The organism is Streptomyces ferrugineus, assembly GCF_015160855.1.
GTDB classification, from domain to species: Bacteria; Actinomycetota; Actinomycetes; order Streptomycetales; family Streptomycetaceae; genus Streptomyces; species Streptomyces ferrugineus.
This window is the reverse complement of record NZ_CP063373.1, coordinates 9,100,390-9,124,016: the sequence shown is the minus strand read 5'-3', so window position 1 is coordinate 9,124,016 and position 23,627 is coordinate 9,100,390. Positions and strand designations below refer to the sequence as shown.

Genomic DNA, 23,627 nt, shown 5'->3' with positions numbered 1-23,627 from the left:
AGGACCGGACAGGTGGCGGAGGCTCAGCCCTCCGCCACCACCACCGCCGACGCCACCCCGGCGTCATGGCTCAGCGACACGTGCCAGGACCGTACGCCCAGCTCGGCCGCCCGGGCCGCCACCGTCCCCCGCACCCGCAGACGCGGCCGGCCGCTGTCCTCGACGTAGACCTCGGCGTCCGTCCAGAGCAGACCCGCCGGAGCACCCAGCGCCTTGGCCAGGGCCTCCTTCGCCGCGAAGCGGGCCGCCAGCGAGGCGACGCCCCGGCGGTCGCCGCCGGGCAGCAGCAACTCGCTCTCCAGGAACAGCCGTTCGGCCAGCCCGGGGGTGCGTTCCAGCGCCGCCTCGAATCTGTCGATCTCGGCCACGTCGATGCCGACCCCGATGATGCTCATGCAGAGCACCCTATGGGGCCCCGGAAAATGGTCCTCAATGGCCCTCAATGGTCCTCAAAGGACCTCAAATGAGTGACCGCCCGCGCGGCGTCCCCACGCGGGCGGGCCCGCACGCTTCCCTGTGCGCATGATCAGCAGTCGTATCGCAGGCCGGAGCGTCGCCGTGCTGCTCGCCGGGGCGGTCCTGTTGCCCGTCGGCAGTGCCTCGGCGGACCCCGGGGAATCCGTGGACCCCGTGCCGCCGGCCGCCGGACCGCAGTCCGCCGAACTCGTGCCGGGGGTCCCCGTGACCCTGCTTCCGCTCTCCCGGATGGACACCCCCGACCAGGCGCTGGAGCCGAAGGTGTACACGCCCAGCGACACGGAGGAGGCCGTCGAGCCGCGGGACGCGCCGGAGGAGGCGTACGACGCCGTGGAGTACGTCGATCCCATGGACTCCTTCGGGGACTCGACGTGCAGCGAGGAGACGGGCGTACGGCAGCGGGAGGTCGAGCGGTGGCTGAAGCGGCCGGTGGACGGGGAGCAGTCGGCCGCCGACTGCCGGGCCATCCGCGCCTTCCAGAAGAAGCACCGGATCAAGCCCGCCATCGGGTACGCCGGGCCCACGACATGGGCCACCATGCAGCTGGTCTCCGCCCGCGACAACCCCAACGCGGAACGGAAGTGCCCGGTGCGCACGTACCGGGTCGCCTGTGTCGACCTCGACCGGCAGCTCGTCTGGGTGCAGACCGGCAAGGACGTCGTGTTCGGGCCGGTGCCCATCCGGAGCGGACGGGAGGGGTACGGGACGCGGAACGGCTGGCACAAGGTCTACTGGCGGCACAAGAACCACGTGTCCTCGCTGTACAAGAGCCCCATGCCGTACTCCCAGTTCTTCAGCGGGGGCCAGGCCTTCCACGGTGTCTACGGCAGCATCTTCACCCCCGTCGGCTCGATGGGCTGCGTCAATATGGGCCTGAAGGAGGCCCGCAAGCTGTGGGGGGTGCTGAAGAAGGGCGACCGGGTGTACGTGTGGGGGCACCGGCCGGAGAAGTAGGGCGAGGCACGCCCTCGGTCACGGCTCCCGGCGCGGCGGCGCTGTCGGACCCCTCTGAGACACTGGGGGCGCGATGACAGAGACAACAGCCCCGCGGACCGCGCCCCTGCGAGCCCGCGCCGAGATCGACCTGGCCGCCCTGCGGGCCAATGTGCGGACCCTGCGCGCCCTCGCGCCGGGCGCGGCCCTGATGGCCGTCGTGAAGTCGGACGCGTACGGCCACGGGGCGGTGCCGTGTGCCCGCGCGGCCGTCGAGGCGGGCGCGACCTGGCTGGGCACGGCGACGCCCGAGGAGGCCCTGGCGCTGCGGTCCGCCGGGCTGCGCGGCATGCGGATCATGTGCTGGCTGTGGACGCCGGGCGGGCCCTGGCGGGAGGCCATCGAGGCCGACCTGGACGTCTGCGTCGCCGGGATGTGGGCGCTGCGGGAGGTCACCGAGGCCGCCCGGCAGGCCGGCGCCCCCGCGCGCGTGCAGCTCAAGGCCGACACCGGGCTCGGGCGGGGCGGCTGCCAGCCGGGCGCGGACTGGGCCGAGCTGGTTGGCGAGGCCCTGAGCGCCGAGGCCGACGGGCTGATCCGCATCACCGGGCTCTGGTCGCACTTCGCCTGCGCCGACGAGCCCGGTCACCCCTCCATCGCCGCCCAGCTCGACCGGTTCCGCGAGATGGTCTCGTACGCCGAGGAGCAGGGCGTCCGGCCCGAGGTGCGGCACATCGCCAACTCGCCCGCCACGCTCACCCTCCCGGAGAGCCACTTCGACCTGGTGCGCACCGGGGTCGCCACGTACGGCATCTCGCCCAGCCCCGAGCTGGGCAGCCCGGCCGACTTCGGGCTGCGGCCCGTGATGACGCTCTCGGCGTCCCTCGCGCTGGTCAAGCATGTGCCGGGCGGCCATGGCGTCAGCTACGGCCACAGCTACGTCACCCCGGGCGAGACCACCCTGGGCCTCGTCCCCCTCGGCTACGCCGACGGCATCCCGCGGCACGCCTCGGGCGCCGGACCCGTGCTGGTCGGCGGCAAGTGGCGGACGGTCGCCGGCCGGATCGCGATGGACCAGTTCGTCGTCGACCTGGGCGGGGACGAGCCGAGCCCCGGTGCCGAGGCCGTGCTGTTCGGGCCGGGCGACCGCGGTGAGCCCACCGCCGAGGACTGGGCGCAGGCGGCGGGGACCATCGCGTACGAGATCGTCACCCGGATCGGAACGCGCGTTCCACGCGTCTATAGAAACGCGGACGTGGATACGGACGGGGATACGGACGGGGACGCGGCCGTGTGACGGTCACGTGTGACGCGTCGATGTGATGCGTCTTCGTGATGCGGCTATGTGACGCGGGCAATGTGATGCGTCCGTCCGAATGCGGTTATGTGAATGAGGAAGTAGACGGGTAACCCGTAGCGGGGCACCACCCGCACCATCCCGCACCACCGGCACACCGGGATCACCCAGCGAAGAGGAGCGGTACGTGAGCGAGAGCAGCGCGGAGGCCGTCGCGGCCGTCGCCTCCGCCACGGGGGCGGCCGCGAACTGGCGCAGGGCGACCGGTATCGCCGGTGCGGCGATAGGCGTGATCGCGGCCGGCGCGGCCGCGGGCGTCGCCATAGAGCGGATGACGGTGGGCCGCGGCATGCGCCAGAAGGCCCGCCTCGCCCTCGACTCGGCGGGCCCGTACGGCTCGCTGCGCGGCACACCCGGCAAGGCGTACTCCGACGACGGCACCGAGCTGTACTACGAGGTCGACGACATCGACCCGGAGGCCGCGCCCGCCCTCACCCCGCGCCGGCGACGGCTCTTCGGGCGCAAGGCCCCGGCCCCCGTCACCGTCGTCTTCAGCCATGGCTACTGCCTGAGCCAGGACTCCTGGCACTTCCAGCGCGCCGCGCTCAGGGGCGTCGTGCGCACGGTGCACTGGGACCAGCGCAGCCACGGCCGCTCCGGGCGGGGCGTCGCCCAGACGGAGGAAGGCAAGCACGTCGACATCGAGCAGCTCGGGCGCGATCTGAAGGCCGTCATCGACGCGGCCGCGCCCGAGGGGCCGCTCGTGCTGGTCGGGCACTCCATGGGCGGCATGACGGTCATGGCGCTGGCCGACCAGTACCCGGAGCTGATCCGCGACCGGGTCGTCGCCACCGCGTTCGTCGGTACGTCGTCCGGGAAGCTCGGCGAGGTCAACTTCGGGCTGCCCGTCGCGGGGGTGAACGCGGTACGGCGGGTGCTGCCGGGCGTGCTCAAGGCGCTGGGCCAGCGGGCCGAGCTGGTGGAGAAGGGGCGCCGGGCCACCGCCGACCTGTTCGCCGGGATCATCAAGCGGTACTCGTTCTCGTCCCGGGACGTCGACCCGGCCGTCGCCCGGTTCGCCGAGCGGATGATCGAGGGGACGCCGATCGACGTGGTCGCCGAGTTCTATCCGGCCTTCACCGACCACGACAAGACCGAGGCGCTCGCCCTCTTCGCCGACATGCCGGTGCTGGTCCTGGCCGGCGTGGGCGACCTCGTCACCCCCAGTGAGCACAGTGAGGCCATCGCCGATCTGCTGCCGGACGCCGAGCTGGTCCTGGTGCCGGACGCCGGGCACCTGGTGATGCTGGAGCACCCGGAAGTGGTCACCGACCGTCTCGCCGACCTGCTCACCCGCGCGGGTGCCGTGCCCGCAGGGGCTACGGTTATCGGCTATGGAAGCAGTACCGCACAACCCGGGTGACCCCATGACCGTCGAGCTGACCATCACCTCTCCCGAACAGATGCGGGAGCTGGGCCGCCGGCTGGCCAAGCTGCTGCGCGCCGGCGACCTCGTGATGCTCAGCGGGGAGCTCGGCGCCGGCAAGACGACGCTGACGCGCGGGCTCGGCAAGGGGCTGGGGGTCCGGGGCGCGGTCACGTCCCCGACGTTCGTGATCGCCCGCGTGCACCCGTCCCTCGGCGACGGCCCGCCGCTCGTCCACGTCGACGCCTACCGGCTGTCCGGCGGCCTCGACGAGATGGAGGACCTGGACCTCGACGTCTCGCTGCCCGACTCGGTGATCGTCGTGGAGTGGGGCGAGGGCAAGGTCGAGGAGCTGACGGAGGAGCGGCTCCAGCTCGTCATCCACCGGGCCGTCGGGGACACCACGGACGAGGTACGGCAGGTGACGGTGACCGGGCTCGGGGACCGCTGGGCGGCGGCGGACCTGAGCGTGCTGTCGGCCTGAGCCCGGACGAACGGCTCGGCCCGAGCAGGAGGAACATTCCGACAAGGCGTCGGCAAGATGTTGCGTTCGCGGTCTTGCGCGTGGTCACATGGTACCCAGTCCGTAGTTAGGTGTACCTAACTACGTCCGCCCCCGGCTCCCAGGAGGCGTCCATGTCGGCATCGGGGAACGCGTCGGAGAACGCATCGCAGCACAAGGACCCGCAGCGGCCCCGGGTGGTCGCCGGGGTGTCCATGCGTGATCTGCTGGCGGCCGGTGCCGCCGCGAACATGATCTCCACCCCGCCACGCGCGCCGGAGGCCGGACAGCCGGTGGACAGGCGGCGCGAGGCTGCCTAGGGCCTGTTGCGAGAGTCCCGTCCGCCTCGCGACGCCATGCACGCTCCCCCACTGCCTTAAGGGCGTGGGAGGCACGCCGAGAGCACGCACTTGACGCCGCGGGGCCCGTCCTTCGTGTGGACGACGGGACTTTCGCATCAGGCCCTAGCGGATCACCACGATGGACCGGCCGATCGTCGCGAAGTCCCACATCGCGTCGCCGTCCGGGCGGGACTCGCGGATGCCGCCCGTCCGCATGCTCGGGTCGGGGTTCGGCGTCGCACCCTTGGCGGGGGCGCTGAAGCCGATGGTGACGCCGTCCACCGTGGCGAAGCGGACGACGTGCTCCACGGGCATGCCGTCGGTGCCGATGACCGCGTTGGAGCGGGAGGTGACCGCGTACGCGCCGGGCAGCGGGTCGACCGATCCGGGGGCGACGCGGAACGTCCGCTTGACCTTGCCGCCCTCGTCGACCAGCCACACCCGGTCGTCGTCAACGGAGTACACGACCCGCCGCCCGGTGCCGGACCCGGCCGGCAGCGCGTCGGGGTCCTTCTGGTCGCGGGGCGCCTTGGACGTACTCACCTCGGGTGAGCGGTCGGCGCGCTGCCTGGCCAGGTCGGCCGGGACGCTCGCCGAGGCCTGGAAGGCGAGGAAGCCGACGGTCGCGAGGGCGGCCGTGGTCAGCCCCACCACAAAACCGGAGCTGCTGCCTGCCACCGTCGCCCACCTCAGCGTTCGTGTCATATGCCGTGATCGTCGTATGCCGTGATCAAGGCCGACCGTAGCAGCCGTCCGGCGCCCGACCGGGGCGGCGCTTCCCGGGGCGCGGGCGCCGTAGGCTGTTTGCGTGCTCTTGCTCGCTCTGGATACCGCCACCCCCGCCGTCACCGTCGCGCTGCACGACGGCACGGACGTCATCGCCTCGTCGAGCCAGGTGGACGCGCGCCGCCACGGCGAGTTGCTGCTGCCGGCCGTCGACCGCGTCCTCACCGAGGCCGGTGTGAAACTCGACGCCGTCACCGGCATCGTCGTAGGCATCGGACCCGGCCCCTACACCGGGCTGCGCGTCGGCCTGATGACCGCCGACACCTTCGGCCTCGCCCTCGGCGTCCCCGTGCACGGCCTGTGCACGCTGGACGCACTCGCCTACGCCGCCGACATCGAGAAGGGCCCGTTCGTCGTGGCGACCGACGCCCGGCGCAAGGAGGTCTACTGGGCGCGGTACGCCGACTCCCGCACCCGCCTGACCGACCCGGCCGTCGACCGGCCCGCCGACATCGCCGACCAGGTCGCCGGACTGCCGGCCGTCGGCGCGGGCGCGCTGCTCTACCCCGACACCTTCCCGCACGCCCACGAGCCCGAGCACGTCTCGGCGGCGGCGCTCGCGGGACTGGCCGCCGAGAGACTGGCCGCGGGCGAGGAACTGCCCGCGCCCCGGCCGCTGTACCTGCGCCGCCCCGACGCCCAGGTCCCCAAGAACTACAAGGTGGTCACCCCCAAGTGACACAGGTGCAAGCGGTGCTGCGCGAGCTGCGCTGGTGGGACATCGACGCCGTGCTGGAGCTGGAGAAGGACCTCTTCCCCGAGGACGCCTGGTCCCGGGGCATGTTCTGGTCCGAGCTGGCTCACTCCCGGGGGCCCGGGGCGACCCGGCGTTATGTGGTGGCCGAGGACGGCGGGCGGATCGTCGGCTACGCCGGCCTCGCCTCCTCCGGCGACCTGGCCGACATCCAGACCATCGCCGTCGCCCGCGACCACTGGGGCACGGGACTCGGCGGCCGCCTCCTGACCGAACTGCTGCGCGCTGCGACCGACTTCGAGTGCGCCGAGGTGATGCTGGAGTGCCGCGTGGACAACGTCCGCGCGCAGAAGCTGTACGAGCGCTTCGGCTTCGAGGCCATCGGCTTCCGGCGCGGCTACTACCAGCCGGGGAACGTGGACGCCCTGGTGATGCGACTGACCGCCCCTGAAAACTCCGTACAAGGAACCGAGATCAATGGCTGACTCGCGAGACGTTCCCCTCGTCCTGGGCATCGAGACCTCCTGTGACGAGACCGGCGTCGGCATCGTCCGCGGCACCACGCTGCTCGCCGACGCCGTCGCCTCCAGCGTCGACGAGCACGCCCGCTTCGGCGGTGTGGTGCCGGAGGTCGCCTCCCGGGCGCACCTGGAGGCGATGGTGCCGACCATCGACCGCGCGCTGAAGGAGGCCGGGGTGAGCGCCCGCGACCTCGACGGCATCGCGGTGACCGCCGGCCCGGGCCTCGCGGGCGCGCTGCTGGTCGGCGTGTCGGCGGCGAAGGCGTACGCCTACGCGCTGGGCAAGCCGCTCTACGGCGTCAACCACCTCGCCTCCCACATCTGTGTGGACCAGCTCGAACACGGCGCGCTGCCGGAGCCGACGATGGCGCTGCTGGTCAGCGGCGGCCACTCCTCGCTGCTGCTCTCGTCGGACATCACCTCCGACGTCCGCCCGATGGGCGCCACCATCGACGACGCGGCGGGCGAGGCCTTCGACAAGATCGCCCGGGTGCTGAACCTGGGCTTCCCCGGCGGTCCGGTCATCGACCGCTACGCGAAGGAGGGTGACGCGGAGGCGATCGCGTTTCCGCGCGGTCTGACCGGCCCGCGCGATCCGGCGTACGACTTCTCCTTCTCCGGCCTGAAGACTGCGGTGGCCCGCTGGATCGAGGCCAAGCGGGCGGCGGGCGAGGACGTTCCGGTGCGCGATGTCGCGGCCTCCTTCCAGGAGGCGGTCGTCGACGTCCTCACCCGCAAGGCGGTGCGCGCCTGCAAGGACGAGGGCGTCGACCACCTCATGATCGGCGGCGGCGTCGCCGCCAACTCCCGGCTGCGGGCGCTGGCCCAGGAGCGGTGCGAGACGGCGGGGATCCGGCTGCGGGTGCCGCGGCCGAAGCTGTGCACGGACAACGGGGCGATGGTGGCGGCGCTGGGCGCGGAGATGGTGGCGCGGGGCCGGCCGGCGTCGAGCTGGGACCTGTCGGCGGACTCCTCACTGCCGGTGACGGACCCTCATGTGCCGGGCAGCCACGACCATGTGCACGAGGTCAGCAAGGAGAACCTGTACTCGTGACGGTCGCGTTGATGTGGGAGGCGCGGGCGGTTCCCGGGCGGGGGGAGGAACTGCTCGCGTGGGCCCGGGCGCAGGAGTTCGCGGTACGGCCGCTGCGGCGGGAGGCGTTTCGGGCGCCGGGGGACCGGGTGCTCGTCATCACGTGGTGGGATGCGGAGTTCGACGCGGAGCTGCCCGAACTGCCCGAGCCCGACGGCGCGTTGGTTAGCCGGGCGGTGCATCGGTGGCGGTTCGAGTCGGTGGGTCACTGACGCTCCGACACCTCTGAGTCACACAGCAACCGTCGCCCGGAGCCGAGCTCCCGTACCGGCCCGGTGAGTGTCAGCCGCGCCGTGTGCCGTACGTCCCGGCTGGACGCCGCCAACCGCAGCTCCAGTACGCCCGGTTCGACGACGCGCCGCCCCGTGCGGTCCGTGAACGACGACAGGTCCGCGTGGAAGCGGAAGGTCACCCGGCTTGCCTCACCCGGTGCCAACTCCACCCGTCGGTACCCGATCAGCCGCACATCGGGCCGGGTCACCGATGCCACCGGGTCGTGCAGGTACAGCTGGACGACCTCCGCGCCCGCCCGGTCGCCCGTGTTGCGGACCGTGACCGACACGTCGTACGAGCCGTCGGTGCCGATCTCGGCCGGGTCCTCGCCGCCCGTGGCGTTCTCCCATGCGAACGTCGTGTAGGAGTGCCCATGTCCGAACGCGTACGACGGCGTCGGATCCAGGTTGCTGACCTCCCCGGCCAGCCCCAACGGCGGCTGCAGATACGTCCACGGCTGCCCCCCGGGCACCCGCGGCACACTCACCGGCAACCGCCCCGAGGGGTTCACACGGCCCGACAGCACTCCCGCCACCGCCGGGCCGCCCTCCTCACCCGGGAAGAAGGCCTGGACCACCGCGGCCAGCCGTCCGTGCCAGCGGCCCAGGGCGTACGGGCGGCCGGTCAGCAGGACCAGGACGACGGGGACGCCGGTCGCGACCAGGGCGTCCAGCAGATCGGCCTGGACGCCGGGCAGCCGCAGGTCCGTCACATCGCAGCCCTCGCCCGACGTGCCCCGGCCGAACAGGCCCGCCCGGTCGCCCAGTACCGCCAGGCACACGTCCGCCTCCGACGTGCGCGCCACCGCCTCATCGAAGCCGGCCGTGTCCGGGTCCGAGACTCCGCAGCCCTCGGCGAACGTCACCTTGGCGTCGGGGAGTTCGGCGCGAAGCGATTCCAGGACCGTGGGGATCTCGATGCCCATCGGCACCTCGGGGTGGTGCGTGAGGACGTGGGACGGGAAGGAGTAGCAGCCGAGCATCGCCAGGGCGTCCGCCGCACGCGGGCCCACGACCGCGACACGGGCGTCCGGGGGCAGCGGCAGCACGCCGTCCGGGTTGTCCAGCAGCACCACGGACTCCTCGGCCAGACGGCGGGCCAGCGCGCGGTTCGCGGGGGAGTCCAGGTCGACGGGTGCCGTCGGCGGCTGCGGGGCCCAGTTCTCGTCCAGCAGGCCCAGCTCGCACTTCTGGAGCAGGACCCGGCGGGCCGCGCGGTCCACCAGCTCCTCCGGTACCTCACCCGCCCGCACCGCCTCCAGCAGCGGTTTCCCGTAGCACTTCAGCGTCGGCAGCTCCACGTCGAGACCGGCGGCCAGCGCCGCGTGCGCGGCCCCGGCGGGGGTACCGGCGACGCGGTGCAGGGTCTGGAGGAAGTCGACGCCGAAGTAGTCGGACACGACCGTTCCCGTGAAGCCCCACTGCTCGCGCAGGAGTTCGGTGAGCAGGGCCGGGTCGGCGGAGGCCGGCACGCCGTCCGTCTCGTTGTACGCCGCCATCACCGACCGCGCCCCGCCCTCGCGCAGCGCCATCTCGAACGGCGGGAGCGTGATGTCCGCGAGCTCCCGTACGCCCGCCCGCACCGGCGCGAGGTTGCGTGCGCCCGCCGACGAGGCGTATCCGGCGAAGTGCTTGAGCGTGGCGATGACCCCGGCCGATTCGAGGCCCCGGACGTAGGCCGCGGCGATGGTGCCGGTCAGGTACGGATCCTCGCCGACGGTCTCCTCGACCCGGCCCCAGCGCGGATCGCGTACGACGTCCAGGACCGGCGCCAGACCCTGGTGGACGCCGACCGAGCGCAGGTCCTCGCCGATGCGCCGGGCCATCTCCTCGACCAGCGGGGGATCGAAGGTGGCACCCCACGCCAGCGGGACCGGGTAGGCCGTGGCCTGCCAGGCCGTGAAGCCGGCCAGGCACTCCTCGTGGGCGACCGCGGGAATGCCGAAACGGCCCGCCTCGACGATACGGCGCTGGGCGCGGGCCAGTGCCAGCGCGCCCAGCGCCGGGTCCACGGGGGCGGTGCCGAAGGAGCGGGTGAGCTGGCCCAGGCCGTGGGTGATCAGCTCGTCCCAGTCGTAGTCGGCGGTCATGTCCTGCTGGTGCGGGGCGACTCCCTCGCCGTCCGTGGCGGCGCCCACCCACACGCCGTAGAGCTGGGCGGTCTTCTCCTGAAGGGTCATCCGGGAGAGGAGGTCGTCGACGCGGGCGGCGGCGGGCAGGGCGGGGTCGCGCCAGGGGGCGGTGGTCATGAAACTCCTGTCGGGGCGATGGCCCACTCGCGAATGTTTCGTTATTCACCTCGAATGTTCCGGGAACCTAGGGCCGGTGAGAAGGGTTCGTCAAGAGGTCGCGCAGGGATACGATCGCCGCCATGACAGCCCGTGAGCCCGCTGAAACCCGGACGACAGAGTCGGAAACCCGGTCGACAGAGTCGGCGAACCGGTCGGCGACGTCGCAGACCCGCACGACCACCACCACGACGACGGCGCCGGCCACCGGCCGGTCCGCGCAGACCGCGACACTCGCCGAGATCGCCCGTGAGGCGGGCGTCTCCGCACCGACTGTTTCGAAGGTCCTCAACGGACGCGCCGACGTCGCCCCGGCCACCCGCACCCGCGTCGAGGAGCTGCTGCGCGCCCACGGCTACCGCCGACGGCGTGCCGAGGCCAGCCGCTCGCCGCTGATCGACCTGGTCTTCCACGAGCTGGAGAGCGCGTGGGCGATGGAGGTCATCCGGGGGGTGGAGAACGTCGCCCGGGACGCCGGGCTGAGCGTGGTGCTCAGCGAGAGCGCGGGGCGGCTGACCCCGGGCCGGACCTGGGCCGACCAGGTCGCGGCGCGGCGACCGCACGGGGTGGTCCTCGTGCTGTCCGGGCTCGACGAGTCCCAGCGTGCGCTGCTGACCAGCCGGTCGATCCCGTTCGTGGTGATGGACCCGGCGGGCGACCCGGGCGCCGACGTGCCGTCCATCGGCGCGACCAACTGGCAGGGCGGACTCGCCGCCACCCGGCACCTGGTCGAGCTGGGCCACCGCAGGATCGGCGCGATCACCGGCCCGTCCCGCATGATGTGCAGCCGCGCCCGCATCGACGGCTACCGCGCCGCCCTGGAGACCGCCGGGCTCCCGGCCGACCCCGACCTCGTGCGGCCCGGCGACTTCCACCACGAGACCGGCTACCGGCAGGGCCTCGAGCTGCTGCGCCGGCCGGACCGGCCCACCGCCGTCTTCGCCGGCAACGACCTCCAGGCGCTCGGGCTGTACGAGGCCGCGCGCGAGCTGGGGCTGCGGATCCCGGAGGACGTGAGCGTGGTCGGCTTCGACGATCTGCCGATCGCGCGCTGGGTGGGGCCGCCGCTGACGACCGTACGGCAGCCGCTGACGGAGATGGCGGAGGCGGCGGCGAAGCTGGTCCTGGATCTGGCGCGGGAGGAGGGGACGCCGGCGGCCACGCGGGTGGAGCTGGCCACGAGCCTGGTGGTGCGCAGCAGTACGGCGGAGCCTCCGGCGGTTTAGCGGAAGGCTCGCCGAAGTCAATCGGTTGGTCGACCGAAACTTTCGGATCCCCGCCGGATGAGTCCGGCTCGTCTGCTCGGGCGGCAGAAGTCTGAGATTTTCCGAAGAAAAGCCGGTCTGCTGTTCCTGCCCGTAATAATTCGGACTTACGTTCCTTCCCGTGACCGGACGAGACGAGAACGGGGACGACGGCAGACGGGTGGGCCGGCGGTCGGCAGCGCTGAAGACCGCCGGCCTCGTCCTCGCGGGCGCGCTGGTGCTGGGTGCGGGCGCGGCCGGCTGGGCCTTCTGGCAGCTGAACGCCAACATCAAGAGCGTCGACATCGACAACGCGCTCGGCGACGACCGCCCCGCGAAGGCGGTCACGACGCCGTCGCCGTCGGCCTCCGCGTCCCCGCTGCCCACGGAGTCCCTGAACATCCTGGTCCTGGGCTCCGACTCGCGCAGCGGCGAGGAGAACCAGGAGCTCGGCGGCGGCAGCAGTACCGGCGCCCGCTCGGACACGGCGATGGTGGTCCATCTCGACGCCGGTCGCGCCGGGGCGACGATCGTCAGCATCCCGCGCGACACCCTCGTCACCCGCCCGTCCTGCCCGCTGCCGTCGGGTGGTTCGACGCGGGTGGCGTACGGCGCGATGTTCAACAGCGCGTACGCCGTCGGCGGGCCCGTGTGCGCGGTGAAGACGGTCGAGTCGCTCACGAACATCCGCATGGACCACTACATCGAGATCGACTTCGCGGGCTTCGCGAAGCTGGTGGACGCGCTGGGCGGCGTCACCGTCACGACGGACGAGGACATCGACGACGAGGACAGCCACCTCCGTCTCGCGGCCGGCACCCACCACCTGGACGGCGAGCAGGCCCTGGCGCTGGCCCGCACCCGGCACGGCATAGGCGACGGCAGCGACCTCGGCCGCATAGGTCTGCAACAGAGGCTGGTGAAGGCCCTGCTGGACCAGATCTCCGCCGCCGGCCTCCGCACCGACCCCGCCCGGCTCTACCGCGTCGCCGACGCGGTGACGAGCAGCCTCACCACCGACACGGGCCTGGACTCCCTGAGCGAGCTGATGAGGCTCGGGCAGAGCCTGGACGGGCTGTCGTCGGACACGGCGAGGACGGTGACCATGCCGGTGCTGCCGGCCCCGTCGGACCGCAACCGTGTGGTCGCGAACGAGCCCGAGGCGAGCGAACTGTGGGAGTCGCTGCGCTGACGGGCCAGCTCCTCGATGCCGGCCTGCGCGCGCCGTTCGTCCATGCGGGTGCCGTAGACCTGCTCGCGGCCCTCGTTGACGAGGGTGCGGTCGCGAAGGAAGCCTGTTCCAGGAGGCGCGACGCGTGGCGCTGGACGTCGAGTTGCCGGTCGGCATGCAGAATTCATCGAAAGAAATCCGGGGAGCGTGTCGATTCGGGTGCCTCCCGTTCGACGCGGGGGTGAGAGGCCGGGCAGGACCGGTCACCGAATCCGAGGAGTCACCATGCCGCGCTATCTCTCCATGATCCGTGTCGACGAGTCGGCCGCCGCCGAGGGCCCCAGCGACGCGCTGATGCAGCGCATGGGCGAGCTGATCGAGGAGATGACGAAGGCGGGTGTCCTGCTCGACACCGCCGGGCTGACCCCGACCGCCCAGGGCACCCGGGTGCACTACGAGGGCGGACAGCTCTCCGTGACCGACGGGCCGTTCACCGAGGCCAAGGAGGTCATCGGCGGATACGCGCTCATGCAGTGCAAGGACCGGGCCGAGGCGATCGAGTGGACCAAGCGGTTCCTGAAGATCCACGAAGACCACTGGACCATGACCTGCGAGGTGCGCGAGATCGTCGAGGGCTGAGCCGGTTCCTTGGCTCCGTCGGCGTACGGGTGTCTGATGGTGGGCTGTGGAACCGCAGCCCCAGCCCACCCCAGACCCCGGCCGCTCTCTGGCCGCCACCGTCGAGACCGTCTTCCGCATCGAGTTCCCGCGCGTCATCGCCACCGTCACCCGCATGGTCCGCGACGTCGGCATCGCCGAGGAACTCGCGCAGGACGCGCTGGTCGCCGCCCTGGAGCAGTGGCCCCGGGACGGCGTCCCGGACAACCCCGGCGCCTGGCTCACGGCCGCCGCCAAGCACCGTGCCGTGGACCTGATCCGCCGCCGTGAGAACTACGCCCGCAAGCTCGCCGAGATCGGCCGCGACCTGGAGACGGCGGCACCGCCCGAGGAGCCGTCGGCCCGCTACGACCCGGACGACATCGACGACGACCTGCTCCGCCTGGTCTTCACCACCTGCCACCCGGTGCTGTCGCCGCAGGCCCGCATCGCCCTCACCCTGCGCCTGCTCGGCGGCCTGACCACACCGGAGATCGCCCGCGCCTTCCTGGTGCCGGAGGCGACCGTCGCCCAGCGCATCGTGCGTGCCAAGCGCACGCTCGCCACCCGGAACGTCGCCTTCGAGGTCCCCTACGGCCCCGACCGCGAGGCCCGTCTCGGCTCGGTCCTCGACGTCATCTACCTGATCTTCAACGAGGGCTACGCCGCCACGGCCGGCGACGACCTGCTGCGCCCGGCCCTGTGCGAGGACGCGCTGCGCCTGGCCCGCGTGCTGTCGGGACTGATGCCGAAGGAGCCGGAGGTGCACGGTCTGACGGCCCTGCTGGAGTTCCAGGCCTCCCGCACGGCGGCCCGCACCGGCCCGTCGGGCGAACCGGTCCTCCTCGAGGACCAGCACCGCAGCCGCTGGAACCGCATGCTCATCGCCCGCGGCATCAAGGCCCTGTCCCGCGCCGACGCCACGGCCACGGGCGCCCCGGGCCCGTACGCCCTCCAGGCCGCGATCGCCGCCTGCCACGCGCACGCGTACACGTACGAGGAGACCGACTGGAAGGCCATCGCGACGCTGTACGGCCTCCTGGCCGCCCGATCCCCCTCCCCGGTGGTCGAGCTGAACCGCGCCGTCGCCGTGTCGATGGCCGAGGGCCCGGAGCCCGCCCTGGAGATCGTCGACGCGGTCGCCGCCGAACCTGCCCTGCGGGACTACCACTTGCTGCCGAGCGTGCGCGGCGACCTGCTGCTGCGTCTCGGCCGTACGGCGGAGGCGCGCGCGGAGTTCGAGCGGGCGGCGGCGCTGACCCGCAACGTGCGCGAACGGCAGATGCTGCTGAAGCGGGCGGCGCCCTAGGCGGGGCGGCCGACCAGCATCGTCGGTGCCCCCGCCACCCGGGTCAGGAACACCGTCGCCGAGCCCGGCCCCCGCGGCTTGACCTTCCGGCGCAGCTCCTCCGGCTCGACGGCGGAGCCCCGCTTCTTGACGGTGAGCACACCCACCTCCCGCTCCCGCAGCAGCGCCTTCAACTTCTTGACGTTGAAGGGGAGCTGATCGGTGATCTCGTACGCCGTCGCGTACCGCGTCGGCCGCAGCTCGTCCGCCGTGACGTACGCGATGGTCGCGTCGATCAGCCCGCCGTCGAGCCGGTCGGCGACCTCGGCGACCAGATGGGCGCGGATGACGGCGCCGTCGGGCTCGTACAAGTACCGTCCGACGGGCCGGACTCGCGGGTCGGGAAGACCGCGGGAGAGCAGCGAGCGCGGGCCCGGCAGCAGGGTGGCCCGCACCGCGCCGGGGTCGGTGCCGAACCACAGCACCGCCTCCTTCACGTCCCCGCCGTCCGAGATCCACTCGGCCTCGGCGTCGTCCGGGACCATCTCGTGGGGGATCCCGGGCGCGATCTTCAGCGCGGCACGCGGCGCCCTGCGGGCGGCCTCCACGGCCCACGACAGCGGCGGCGAGTACGCCTCGGGATCGAAGATCCTGCCGCGGCCTCCCCGCCGGGCGGGGTCGACGAACACGGCGTCATAGCCGGCGGTGTCCACCTCGGTGACGTCCGCCTCCCGCACCTCGACGAGCCCGGCGAGCCCGAGGCCGGCCATGTTCGCCCGCGCCACCGCCGCCGTCACCGGATCCCGGTCCACCGCCAGCACCCGGATCCCGGCCCGCGCCAACGCGATCGCGTCGCCCCCGATCCCGCAGCACAGGTCGGCGACGGAGGTGACGCCGAGATCCCTCAGGCGCTCCGCCCGGTACGCCGCGACACTCGCCCGCGTGGACTGCTCGACCCCGTTCGGCGTGAAGAACATCCGCCCCGCGTCCGCCGCCCCGAACTTCGCCACCGCCCGCTGCCGCAGCCGCGCCTGCCCGAGCGCCGCCGACACCAGCTCGGCGGGGTGCTCGCGGCGCAGCCTGGTGGCGACGGCCAACTCGTCGGCGGGGTCGGTGTCCCGGACGGCGTCGAGGAGGGCGCGGCCCTCGGGGGTGAGGAGGGGGGCGAGGTGGTCGTTCACCGGGTCATTGTCGGCCAGTCGGTGGATGGTCCGCCTCCTGCGGCGGTGTCGGACCGGCTTCGGGGCGGCGGCCTGCCAAGATCCGGCTCCATGCGACTAGTAGTACAAAATGACAAAAACATCGGAAGTCGGGCGGCGGCAGGGCATCGTGGGCCGGCAGCGCGTCGCCCCCGGACGGTCCTGCGATCCCGCGTCCACGGCGTTCTCGCCGTGCTCACCGTCGCGGCCATCGCCTCCGGCTGTGCGCAGGGCGGCGTGGCCGGCCCCGGCGGCGCGGCCGAGGGCCCCACTCCGGGCCGTCACCCCCTCAAGGCACCGCCCCCTGCCGCCACCCCGGAACCACCGGCCAGGAAGTTCCGGTCCGCCCAAGAGGCCCGCGCCGCCCGCATCGCCGCCGCCAGACGCTGGCGCCTGGACGGTGTCCCGCTCACGCCACCGCCGCCCCCGGCCAAGAAGCCGCGGATCACCACCCGCAAGGGCTTCGAGGTCGCCGGCCACGAGGAACTCGGCCTGCCCCCCGTCTTCACGACCATCCCGACCAAGCAGCGCGTCGTCTTCCTCACCATCGACGACGGCGCCGAGAAGGACCCGACGTTCCTGCGGATGATGGACGACCTGCAAGTGCCGTACACCGCCTTCCTCAGCAACTACCTGATCAAGGAGGACTACGGCTACTTCGGGCGGATGCAGCGCAGTGGCGTGGTCCTGAACAACCACACCCTGCACCACCCCTACCTCCCGGCCCTGTCCTTCCGCCGCCAGCAGATCGAGATCTGCGGCATGCAGGAGGTCATCGAGGAGCGTTACGGCAAGCGTCCGCTGCTCTTCCGCCCGCCCTTCGGCAACTACAACCGGGACAGCCTGCGCGCCGCGAAGTCCTGCGGCATCAAGTACGTCCCGCTGTGGAACGAGGAGGTCTTCGTCGACCACTGGGACTACCGCGAGTGGGACCGGAAGATCCGACCGGGTGACATCGTGCTCACTCATTTCCGGGGCCGGGACGACTGGAAGGGCACAATGCCCGACATGATCCGCCGGTTCCTGAACAAGGTGACGGCCGAGGGGTACGCGGTGGCCCGGCTGGAGGACTACCTGTGAGGTCGGTGCCCGGGGCGCGGGCGCTGGCCGCCACGGCCCTGGCGTCCGCCCTGCTCGCCGGGTGCGCCGGCCCGGCCGACCCGCGCGGCGAACCGGCCGGGCACACGGAGCGCTCGGCGAAGAACGCGGCGCACTCGCCCCGGCCGTACCGCCACTGGGGCCTGACCGCCCCGCTGCCCGCACCGCCGCCCCCGCCCGCCCACCGGCCGGTGCGCTCGACCGGGGAGCCGCTGCCGGTCGTGCACCGCGTCCCCACCCGCGACAGGGTCATCTTCCTCACCTACGACGACGGCGCCGAGAAGGACCCTCGCTTCGTCGACATGGTCCGAGAGCTACGGCTGCCCGTCAGCATGTTCCTCACGGACAGCGTGGTCGGCCCGGGCTACGGCCACTTCGCGCGGCTGCGCGCGGTCGGCGCCTCGATCCAGAACCACACCCTCGACCACGCCGCCCTGCGCGGTCTGCCGTACGCCGGCCAGCGCGCCGAGATCTGCGGCCAGCAGAGCAAACTCCGCGCCCGCTTCGGCGTCCGTCCCCGCCTCTTCCGCCCGCCCTACGGCACGTACGACACCACCACGCTCCGCGCCGCGGCCCACTGCGGCGTGACGGCGGTCGTGCTGTGGCGGGCGGCGATGGAGGGCGACGGCGAACTGACGTACGCGAAGGGCCCCCGCCGACTGCGCGCCGGCGACATCGTCTCCGTCCCGTCGAGCGAGCCGACCGGGCTGAGCCTGCGGGAGCGGACGACGAGGCTGCTGCGGGAGATCCAGGCGAGAGGGCTGACGGTGGGCCGGCTGGAGGACTACGTGTAGCGGGAGCGGCTCGGTCAGCGCAGTGAATTAGCAGTCCGCTTGACCGAGTGCTAATCACGGTCATAGTCTCGGCTTTGGCACTCCCCCCTGGAGAGTGCCAACTACGCGACGGGCAGGTCCGGCACCCGCGACGACGGATCGACCTGGTCGCCACCTCAGACAGTTAACCCCGTGAGATCTCCGAAGGGGGAGGTCGGATCGTGACGACCGCCAGCTCCAAGGTTGCCATCAAGCCGCTCGAGGACCGCATCGTGGTCCAGCCGCTGGACGCCGAGCAGACCACGGCCTCTGGCCTGGTCATCCCGGACACTGCCAAGGAGAAGCCCCAGGAGGGCGTCGTCCTGGCCGTGGGCCCGGGCCGCTTCGAGAACGGCGAGCGCCTGCCGCTCGACGTCAAGACCGGCGACATCGTGCTGTACAGCAAGTACGGCGGCACCGAGGTGAAGTACAACGGCGAGGAGTACCTCGTCCTCTCGGCTCGCGACGTGCTCGCGATCATCGAGAAGTAAGACCACCTCGAAGCATTCTGCTTCCAGCTGCGCCCCTGGCCCCCGCGACCACACAAGAAGCCGGGCGCCCGGGGCGCAGTGTCTTTTGAACCCACAGATTTCGAGAGGGCTCCCGCTGTCATGGCGAAGATCCTGAAGTTCGACGAGGACGCCCGTCGCGCCCTCGAGCGCGGCGTCAACAAGCTGGCCGACACGGTCAAGGTGACGATCGGCCCCAAGGGCCGCAACGTCGTCATCGACAAGAAGTTCGGCGCGCCCACCATCACCAACGACGGCGTCACCATCGCCCGCGAGGTCGAGGTCGAGGACCCGTACGAGAACCTCGGCGCCCAGCTGGTGAAGGAGGTGGCGACCAAGACCAACGACATCGCGGGTGACGGTACGACCACCGCCACCGTGCTCGCCCAGGCGCTGGTGCGCGAGGGCCTGAAGAACGTCGCCGCGGGTGCCTCCCCGGCGCTGCTGAAGAAGGGCATCGACGCCGCGGTCGCCGCGGTCTCCGAGGACCTCCTCGCCTCCGCCCGCCCGATCGACGAGAAGTCCGACATCGCCGCCGTGGCCGCGCTGTCCGCCCAGGACCAGCAGGTCGGCGAGCTCATCGCCGAGGCGATGGACAAGGTCGGCAAGGACGGTGTCATCACCGTCGAGGAGTCCAACACCTTCGGTCTGGAGCTGGACTTCACCGAGGGCATGGCCTTCGACAAGGGCTACCTGTCGCCGTACTTCGTGACGGACCAGGAGCGCATGGAGGCCGTCCTGGAGGACCCGTACATCCTCATCAACCAGGGCAAGATCTCCTCCATCCAGGACCTGCTGCCGCTGCTGGAGAAGGTCATTCAGGCCGGCTCCTCCAAGCCGCTGCTGATCATCGCCGAGGACGTCGAGGGCGAGGCCCTGTCGACCCTGGTCGTCAACAAGATCCGCGGCACCTTCAACGCGGTCGCGGTCAAGGCCCCCGGCTTCGGCGACCGCCGCAAGGCGATGCTGCAGGACATGGCTGTCCTCACCGGCGCCACGGTCATCTCCGAGGAGGTCGGCCTCAAGCTCGACCAGGCCGGCCTGGACGTGCTGGGCACCGCCCGCCGCGTCACGGTCACCAAGGACGACACGACCCTCGTCGACGGCGCCGGCAAGTCCGACGACGTCCAGGGCCGCGTCGCCCAGATCAAGGCCGAGATCGAGAACACCGACTCCGACTGGGACCGCGAGAAGCTCCAGGAGCGCCTCGCGAAGCTGGCCGGCGGCGTGTGCGTGATCAAGGTCGGCGCCGCCACCGAGGTGGAGCTGAAGGAGAAGAAGCACCGTCTGGAGGACGCCATCTCCGCGACCCGCGCCGCGGTCGAGGAGGGCATCGTCTCCGGTGGTGGCTCCGCGCTCGTCCACGCGGTGAAGGTCCTGGAGGGCAACCTCGACAAGACCGGCGACGAGGCCACGGGTGTCGCGGTCGTCCGCCGCGCCGCCGTCGAGCCGCTGCGCTGGATCGCCGAGAACGCCGGCCTCGAGGGCTACGTGATCGTCTCCAAGGTGGCCGAGCTCGACAAGGGCAACGGCTACAACGCCGCGACCGGCGAGTACGGCGACCTGGTCAAGGCCGGTGTCATCGACCCGGTCAAGGTCACCCGCTCCGCCCTGGAGAACGCCGCCTCCATCGCCTCCCTGCTTCTGACGACCGAGACCCTGGTCGTCGAGAAGAAGGAAGAGGAGGAGCCGGCGGCCGCCGGTGGCCACGGCCACGGGCACGCCCACTGACGACTGACACACGTCAGCACTGAGGCCCGGCACCCTTGGGGTGCCGGGCCTCCGCCGTTGCCGTCGGCTACCGCTCCAGCCCCTCCAGAGCCCCGAGTTGGGCCATCAGCCCGAGCCGGTCGTACTGCCACCATCCCTCGACGATCTTCCCCTCCGCACTGAACCGCTGGACGGTCGTCCCGGTCATGGAGACCTTCTTGCCGGTGGCGGCGATCCCGAGGAAGTCGCCCTTGTGCGTCCCGTTCCACGTCCACCGGGTGCACACCCGGTCACCCTGGGCCACCTGGTCCTCGATCGTGAACGAGAAGTCGAAAGCGCTCCGCCACATCTCGAGCTCGCGCCTGATCGCGTCCATGCCGATGGCGTCCTGCGGGTTGGACGGATCGTGGTCGTGGTAGTCCTCCACGAGCAGATCGTTGAGCGGCGGCAGCTCGCCCTTGCCGCCCAGCGTCTCGAAGAACCTGCGCGCGGAGGCGTCGTACAGCTGCTCGTCCCGCACCACGTCCAGATCCGTGAAGGTCGGCGTCTCGTCGCAGAGCGCGACCATCTCCTGGAAGATCCGGTCGGTCTCCGGGAGATGGGAATTGCGCATCGCCTCCTCGTACGACGGGAACTCCACGATCTCGATGAAGTGCGACGCGTCGGACCGGTCGCTCCCGATGATGTCGTGCGTCGCCGTCCGCTTCCCCTTGGTCTGCTCGACCCACCTGTCCATCAGCCGGTTCATCTCGTCGAAACGGCTGGTCCTGCAATCGATGAGCTGCACGAAGGTCATGGGGCACCTCCCGACGCCCGAGTCCGGTACGACCGACATGCAAGATTTTATGGCGTTTCGGCTGCTTGTTCCTCCGCTCGGCTCACTGCGGCCCGTACTTCCGCCCCGTCCTCGAACTGATCCCACCGAGCATCCCCCGAGGCACCAGCTTCGCCGCCCCCAGGAGCACCTTGTACCGGGGGTCCGGAATCGACACCGCCTTCCCCCGCGCCAGATCCGCTAGCGCCGCCGCCACCAGCTTGTCCGCGTCCAGCCACATCCACCCGGGAATGTTGTCCGTCCCCATCCCGGCCCGCTCATGGAACTCGGTCCGCACGAACCCCGGGCACAGCGCCATCAACCGCACCCCGCTCCCGGCCAGGTCCCGCGCCGCCCCCTGCGTGAACTGCACGACCCACGCCTTGGACGCGCCGTACGTCCCGCGCGGCACGAAGGCCGCGACCGACGCCACATTGACGACACCCCCGCGCCCCCGCTCCCGCATCGCCTCCGCAGCCGCCGACGTCAGGCGCAGCACCGCCTCGCAGTGCACCTTGAGCATCTTCAGCTCGTCGGCCATGGAGACGTCGAGATAGCGGCCCTTGTTGCCGAAGCCGGCGTTGTTGATCAGCAGGTCGACGGGGTTCCTGCGGTCGCCGAGGCGGGCGGCGACCGACTCGATGCCGCTGTCCTGCGCAAGGTCGGCGGTCAGCACCTCGGCCTCGATGCCGTGCCGGTCGTGCAACTCGGTCGCCTGCTCGCGCAGCCGCTTGGTGTCCCGGGCCACCAGGACGAGGTCGTGTCCGTCAGCGGCCAGCCGCCGCGCGAACGCGGCGCCGATACCCGCGGTCGATCCCGTAATCAATGCCGTTGTCATGGCGCAAGATTAGTGACCCGGACCGGACGCTTCCGCTCCCCGCTCAGCCGTGCCGGTGCCCCGACGCCCGCTGTCCCTTGTCGACCACCACGAACTGACCCATCATCCCTTCGTCCTCGTGGTACAGCAGATGGCAGTGGTACATGTACGGCGTCTCCGGGTCCGCGGGCCCGGTGAAGCGCAGCGCCAGCCTCATGGTCGTCCCGTGCGGCACGAACACCGTGTCCTTCGGACCGCGCAGCGCGGCCGGCGGCGCCTCGCCGTTCACCTCCAGCACTCGGAACTGCACGTCGTGCACATGGAAGTTGTGCGGCATGCCGTTGCCGTTGCGGACCGTCCACACCTCCGTCGTCCCCCGCGTGACCGTCTCGTCGACGCGGCCCATGTCCATCGCGCGCCCGTTGATACCGGACCGTTTCAGGTCGAAGTGCCGCCCACGCACCGCGTCCGAGCCGTCCGGTGTCTCCAGCTCGCCCAGCGCGGCCGGTATCGCGGGTGAGGGGCGGAGCTCCTCCGCCGCCCGCAGCTCCAGCACGTCGAAGGAGTCGTCGCCCCCGCCGAACCGCCGCTGCCAGCCGTCCCCGTAGTCGTCCTGCGGGAAGCTGCGCAGCATCGCGCGCTCACCCGCCCGCATCCGTACGACGATCTCGGCGCGCTCACCCGGTGACAGTTGGACGCGGTCCATGGGCTCCGGCCGCTCCAGCAGACCTCCGTCGGTGGCTATCAGGGAGAAGGCGCGGTCGTCCGGGAAGCCGAAGGAGTACGTCCGCGCGGTCGAGGCGTTGAGCAGCCGCAGCCGTATGAGCTCGTCGCCGATCTCCCGGTAGGGGCGCAGTGTGCCGTTGACCATCGTCCGGTCGCCGAGGAAGCCCACGTTCTGCATCATCCTGCGGCCGCCGTCGAGCTTCGCGCCGTCGAAGCGCACGTCCTGCACGATGACGGGCAGGTCGTCGACTCCGTACCGCTTCGGCAGGGCCAGTTCCCCGGACTTCTCGTCGTCGAGGATGAACATGCCGGCCAGGCCCTTGCGCACATGCCGTTCGGTCGCACCGTGCGGGTGCGGGTGGTACCAGAGCGTCGCGGCCGGTTGGTCCACGGTCCAGTGCGGAGCCCAGGTGCCACCGGCGGCGATCATCTGGTGCGGGCCGCCGTCCATCCGCGCGGGCAGGTGCATGCCGTGCCAGTGCACGCTGGATGCCTCGTCGAGCCCGTTCGCTATGCGCACGCGGACCTTCTCGCCACGCGCCGCGCGGAGCGTCGGGCCGAGATAGGAGCCGTTGAACCCCCATGTCGGAGTCCTCAGCCCGTCCTTGAACTCCGTCTCACCCGCGCGCATCCGCAGGTCGAAGACGCGCGTGCCGTCCTTGTCGACGGTCGAGGCGGCCAGCGGCGGTATCGCCAGCGCGTTGTCGAACGACGCCTTGCCGACCGTGCTGACGTCGGCGCCGGTCCACAGCCAGGCGAACAGGCCGCCGACCGTCAGCGCGAAGACGGTGACGACGGAGCCGAGAACGATGAGGACACGCTTGACGCGGGACATGCTTCGAGCGTCCTCGACCACCGCCCACCGAACATCCGGGTCGTCCCCCGGCCCACCCCGAGCCAACCCCCGCCGCGCTTACGGGGTTTCCCCCTAGGAGCCGTGCGGCGTACGGTC

Annotated in this window: 24 protein-coding genes and 1 pseudogene; 17 read left to right on the top strand and 8 right to left on the bottom strand. The window is 71.8% G+C overall.

What is annotated here, in order from left to right; genetic code table 11:
• Positions 1-23: 23 nt before the first annotated feature.
• A complete protein-coding gene (locus IM697_RS40415) occupies positions 24-395 on the bottom strand; it encodes a holo-ACP synthase (RefSeq protein ID WP_194041921.1) in 372 nt (123 codons plus the stop codon).
• A 127-nt stretch (positions 396-522) separates the two neighbouring features.
• On the opposite strand from IM697_RS40415, the gene IM697_RS40410 reads away from it, so the two are divergent.
• The 5 genes from IM697_RS40410 (at position 523) to IM697_RS40390 (ending at position 4,955) form a co-directional block, all read left to right on the top strand.
• Positions 523-1,431, top strand: coding sequence for a L,D-transpeptidase family protein (locus tag IM697_RS40410; RefSeq protein ID WP_194041920.1), 909 nt, complete (start codon positions 523-525; stop codon positions 1,429-1,431).
• Between the two features lie 73 nt (positions 1,432-1,504).
• Positions 1,505-2,707 carry an alanine racemase gene (gene alr, locus IM697_RS40405; RefSeq protein WP_194041917.1) on the top strand — a complete coding sequence of 401 codons (1,203 nt, stop codon included), beginning with the start codon at positions 1,505-1,507 and terminating at the stop codon, positions 2,705-2,707.
• Positions 2,708-2,894: 187 nt separating this feature from the next.
• Positions 2,895-4,130, top strand: coding sequence for an alpha/beta fold hydrolase (locus IM697_RS40400; RefSeq protein WP_194041915.1), 1,236 nt, complete (start codon positions 2,895-2,897; stop codon positions 4,128-4,130).
• A complete protein-coding gene (gene tsaE / locus IM697_RS40395) occupies positions 4,102-4,617 on the top strand; it encodes a tRNA (adenosine(37)-N6)-threonylcarbamoyltransferase complex ATPase subunit type 1 TsaE (RefSeq protein WP_194041913.1) in 516 nt (171 codons plus the stop codon). The genes IM697_RS40400 and tsaE overlap by 29 nt, the downstream gene beginning before the upstream one ends.
• A gap of 152 nt (positions 4,618-4,769) precedes the next feature.
• On the top strand, positions 4,770-4,955 hold the full coding sequence (locus IM697_RS40390; RefSeq protein ID WP_194041911.1) for a hypothetical protein: 186 nt from the start codon (positions 4,770-4,772) through the stop codon (positions 4,953-4,955).
• Between the two features lie 144 nt (positions 4,956-5,099).
• Here IM697_RS40390 and IM697_RS40385 read toward each other — a convergent pair whose 3' ends face one another.
• Positions 5,100-5,654, bottom strand: a complete 555-nt coding sequence (locus IM697_RS40385; RefSeq protein WP_194041909.1) for a L,D-transpeptidase — start codon at positions 5,652-5,654, stop codon at positions 5,100-5,102.
• Positions 5,655-5,784: 130 nt separating this feature from the next.
• Here IM697_RS40385 and tsaB point away from each other — a divergent pair, with 130 nt between their 5' ends.
• Genes tsaB through IM697_RS40365 form a run of 4 tightly spaced genes read left to right on the top strand, consistent with a single transcriptional unit; the run spans position 5,785 to position 8,282 of the window.
• A complete protein-coding gene (tsaB, locus tag IM697_RS40380; RefSeq protein ID WP_194041907.1) occupies positions 5,785-6,441 on the top strand; it encodes a tRNA (adenosine(37)-N6)-threonylcarbamoyltransferase complex dimerization subunit type 1 TsaB in 657 nt (218 codons plus the stop codon).
• A gap of 5 nt (positions 6,442-6,446) precedes the next feature.
• Positions 6,447-6,941, top strand: coding sequence for a ribosomal protein S18-alanine N-acetyltransferase (rimI, locus tag IM697_RS40375; RefSeq protein WP_228045134.1), 495 nt, complete (start codon positions 6,447-6,449; stop codon positions 6,939-6,941).
• Positions 6,934-8,031 (top strand): tRNA (adenosine(37)-N6)-threonylcarbamoyltransferase complex transferase subunit TsaD, encoded by a 1,098-nt coding sequence (gene tsaD / locus IM697_RS40370; protein WP_194041905.1) that lies wholly within the window; start codon positions 6,934-6,936, stop codon positions 8,029-8,031. The genes rimI and tsaD overlap by 8 nt, the downstream gene beginning before the upstream one ends.
• Positions 8,028-8,282 (top strand): hypothetical protein, encoded by a 255-nt coding sequence (locus tag IM697_RS40365; RefSeq protein WP_194041903.1) that lies wholly within the window; start codon positions 8,028-8,030, stop codon positions 8,280-8,282. The genes tsaD and IM697_RS40365 overlap by 4 nt, the downstream gene beginning before the upstream one ends.
• Here IM697_RS40365 and IM697_RS40360 read toward each other — a convergent pair.
• Entirely contained in the window at positions 8,276-10,591 is a 2,316-nt protein-coding gene (locus IM697_RS40360; protein ID WP_194041901.1) for a beta-xylosidase/alpha-l-arabinosidase, read from the bottom strand. The genes IM697_RS40365 and IM697_RS40360 overlap by 7 nt on opposite strands.
• Positions 10,592-10,713: 122 nt before the next feature.
• On the opposite strand from IM697_RS40360, the gene IM697_RS40355 reads away from it, so the two are divergent.
• Entirely contained in the window at positions 10,714-11,856 is a 1,143-nt protein-coding gene (locus IM697_RS40355) for a LacI family DNA-binding transcriptional regulator (RefSeq protein WP_194041899.1), read from the top strand.
• A 160-nt stretch (positions 11,857-12,016) separates the two neighbouring features.
• Complete coding sequence (locus IM697_RS40350) at positions 12,017-13,066, top strand: LCP family protein (protein ID WP_194041897.1); 1,050 nt, start codon at positions 12,017-12,019, stop codon at positions 13,064-13,066.
• 11 nt (positions 13,067-13,077) lie between these two features.
• On the opposite strand, the pseudogene IM697_RS46120 reads toward IM697_RS40350, so the two are convergent.
• Positions 13,078-13,223, bottom strand: a pseudogene (locus IM697_RS46120) (DUF6624 domain-containing protein); the annotation flags it as partial.
• A 107-nt stretch (positions 13,224-13,330) separates the two neighbouring features.
• Here IM697_RS46120 and IM697_RS40345 point away from each other — a divergent pair.
• Both IM697_RS40345 and IM697_RS40340 read left to right on the top strand, forming a co-directional pair.
• A complete protein-coding gene (locus IM697_RS40345) occupies positions 13,331-13,684 on the top strand; it encodes a YciI family protein (RefSeq protein ID WP_194041895.1) in 354 nt (117 codons plus the stop codon).
• 46 nt (positions 13,685-13,730) lie between these two features.
• Complete coding sequence (locus tag IM697_RS40340) at positions 13,731-15,011, top strand: RNA polymerase sigma factor (RefSeq protein ID WP_194041893.1); 1,281 nt, start codon at positions 13,731-13,733, stop codon at positions 15,009-15,011.
• Here IM697_RS40340 and IM697_RS40335 read toward each other — a convergent pair.
• Complete coding sequence (locus IM697_RS40335; protein WP_194041891.1) at positions 15,008-16,171, bottom strand: class I SAM-dependent methyltransferase; 1,164 nt, start codon at positions 16,169-16,171, stop codon at positions 15,008-15,010. The genes IM697_RS40340 and IM697_RS40335 overlap by 4 nt on opposite strands.
• Positions 16,172-16,261: 90 nt before the next feature.
• Here IM697_RS40335 and IM697_RS40330 point away from each other — a divergent pair, with 90 nt between their 5' ends.
• The 4 genes from IM697_RS40330 (at position 16,262) to groL (ending at position 20,339) form a co-directional block, all read left to right on the top strand.
• Positions 16,262-17,269, top strand: coding sequence for a polysaccharide deacetylase family protein (locus tag IM697_RS40330; RefSeq protein ID WP_194041889.1), 1,008 nt, complete (start codon positions 16,262-16,264; stop codon positions 17,267-17,269).
• Positions 17,266-18,081, top strand: a complete 816-nt coding sequence (locus IM697_RS40325; RefSeq protein WP_228044365.1) for a polysaccharide deacetylase family protein — start codon at positions 17,266-17,268, stop codon at positions 18,079-18,081. Before IM697_RS40330 ends, IM697_RS40325 begins: the two co-directional genes overlap by 4 nt.
• 200 nt (positions 18,082-18,281) lie before the next feature.
• Positions 18,282-18,590, top strand: coding sequence for a co-chaperone GroES (gene groES, locus IM697_RS40320; RefSeq protein ID WP_055493212.1), 309 nt, complete (start codon positions 18,282-18,284; stop codon positions 18,588-18,590).
• Positions 18,591-18,710: 120 nt separating this feature from the next.
• The gene (gene groL / locus IM697_RS40315) at positions 18,711-20,339 is read left to right on the top strand and encodes a chaperonin GroEL (protein ID WP_194041887.1); all 1,629 of its coding nucleotides are present in this window, start codon (positions 18,711-18,713) and stop codon (positions 20,337-20,339) included.
• 67 nt (positions 20,340-20,406) lie between these two features.
• On the opposite strand, the gene IM697_RS40310 is transcribed toward groL, so the two are convergent.
• The 3 genes from IM697_RS40310 to IM697_RS40300 form a co-directional block, all read right to left on the bottom strand.
• Positions 20,407-21,114 (bottom strand): ester cyclase, encoded by a 708-nt coding sequence (locus IM697_RS40310; RefSeq protein ID WP_194041885.1) that lies wholly within the window; start codon positions 21,112-21,114, stop codon positions 20,407-20,409.
• An 82-nt stretch (positions 21,115-21,196) separates the two neighbouring features.
• Positions 21,197-21,970, bottom strand: coding sequence for an SDR family NAD(P)-dependent oxidoreductase (locus IM697_RS40305; protein WP_194041883.1), 774 nt, complete (start codon positions 21,968-21,970; stop codon positions 21,197-21,199).
• A 43-nt stretch (positions 21,971-22,013) separates the two neighbouring features.
• Positions 22,014-23,510: a multicopper oxidase family protein gene (locus IM697_RS40300; protein WP_194041881.1), complete on the bottom strand. Its 1,497-nt coding sequence runs from the start codon at positions 23,508-23,510 to the stop codon at positions 22,014-22,016.
• Between the last annotated feature and the right edge of the window lie 117 nt (positions 23,511-23,627).